This is a genomic window from Oleiphilus sp. HI0067 (genome assembly GCF_001635735.1).
Window position 1 is genome coordinate 1 of the sequence record NZ_LWFI01000251.1, and the last position, 966, is coordinate 966.

Genomic DNA, 966 nt, shown 5'->3' on the forward strand with positions numbered 1-966 from the left:
AAGCTGGGTTTAAGTATAACGATTCATTGTTCCTCGTTGAACCTAATTTCGCCCTGCAATAACTGAAATATCAACCATATATGAGAGAAGAGGGTTCTTCATTTGGATCTCGCAACCCTAATAGGATTNATCGGAGGATTCGCCATTATTGCTTTTGCAATGGTGTTGGGTGGCTCTGTAGGGATGTTTTTCGACATTCCTTCTGTACTAATTGTGTTAGTTGGCTCACTACTCGTGTGCTTAATGAAATTTTCTCTCGCACAATTTTTAGGTGCAGTGAAAACCGTGGCAAAGGCCTTTATGTTTAAGCTTGATTCACCGGAAGAGTTAATCGGTGTGATCAAAGAGTTGGCTGAAGAAGCCCGTAAAGGTGGTTTGCTCGCTTTGGAAGGCAAAGAGATGGACAACAACTTCTTGAAAAGAGGGATTGGCTTGTTGATAGACGGGCATGATGCAGATGTTGTGCGTTCGTTATTGAGTAAAGATAAAGCGCAGACCTTAGAGCGCCACAAAACGGGCGCCCGAGTTTGGGAAGCTTTAGGAGATGTAGCGCCGGCGATGGGCATGATCGGTACTTTAATAGGTCTTGTCGCAATGCTATCGAACATGGATGACCCTAAATCCATCGGTCCAGCAATGGCTGTTGCCTTGTTAACCACACTTTACGGCGCAATGCTTGCTAACATGGTAGCCATACCTTTCGCTGACAAGCTAAAACTTAGGATGACAGAAGAGAATCTTATCAAGAGCATGTCGATTGATGCGGTGATGGCGATTCAGGCTGGCCAAAATCCTCGAGTAATAGAAATGATGTTGCGTAATTACCTTCCCGAAGGTGCGCGTGAAACTGAAGCAGAAACAGGTTAACGCGCACATGTCTGATCAAGAACATGAGTGCGAAGAATGCAAACCGGGGCTTCCTGCTTGGATGGGAACCTTTGCAGACTTAATGTCTCTGCTCATGTG

Annotated in this window: 2 protein-coding genes; both read left to right on the top strand. The window is 45.2% G+C overall.

Annotated features, from left to right (window positions below):
• Window positions 1-102 precede the first annotated feature (102 nt).
• Entirely contained in the window at window positions 103-867 is a 765-nt protein-coding gene (gene pomA, locus A3739_RS03245) for a flagellar motor protein PomA (RefSeq protein ID WP_068500291.1), read from the top strand.
• Between the two features lie 7 nt (window positions 868-874).
• The coding region (locus tag A3739_RS28600) for a flagellar motor protein MotB (protein ID WP_156502305.1) at window positions 875-966 on the top strand (92 nt) is incomplete at its 3' end.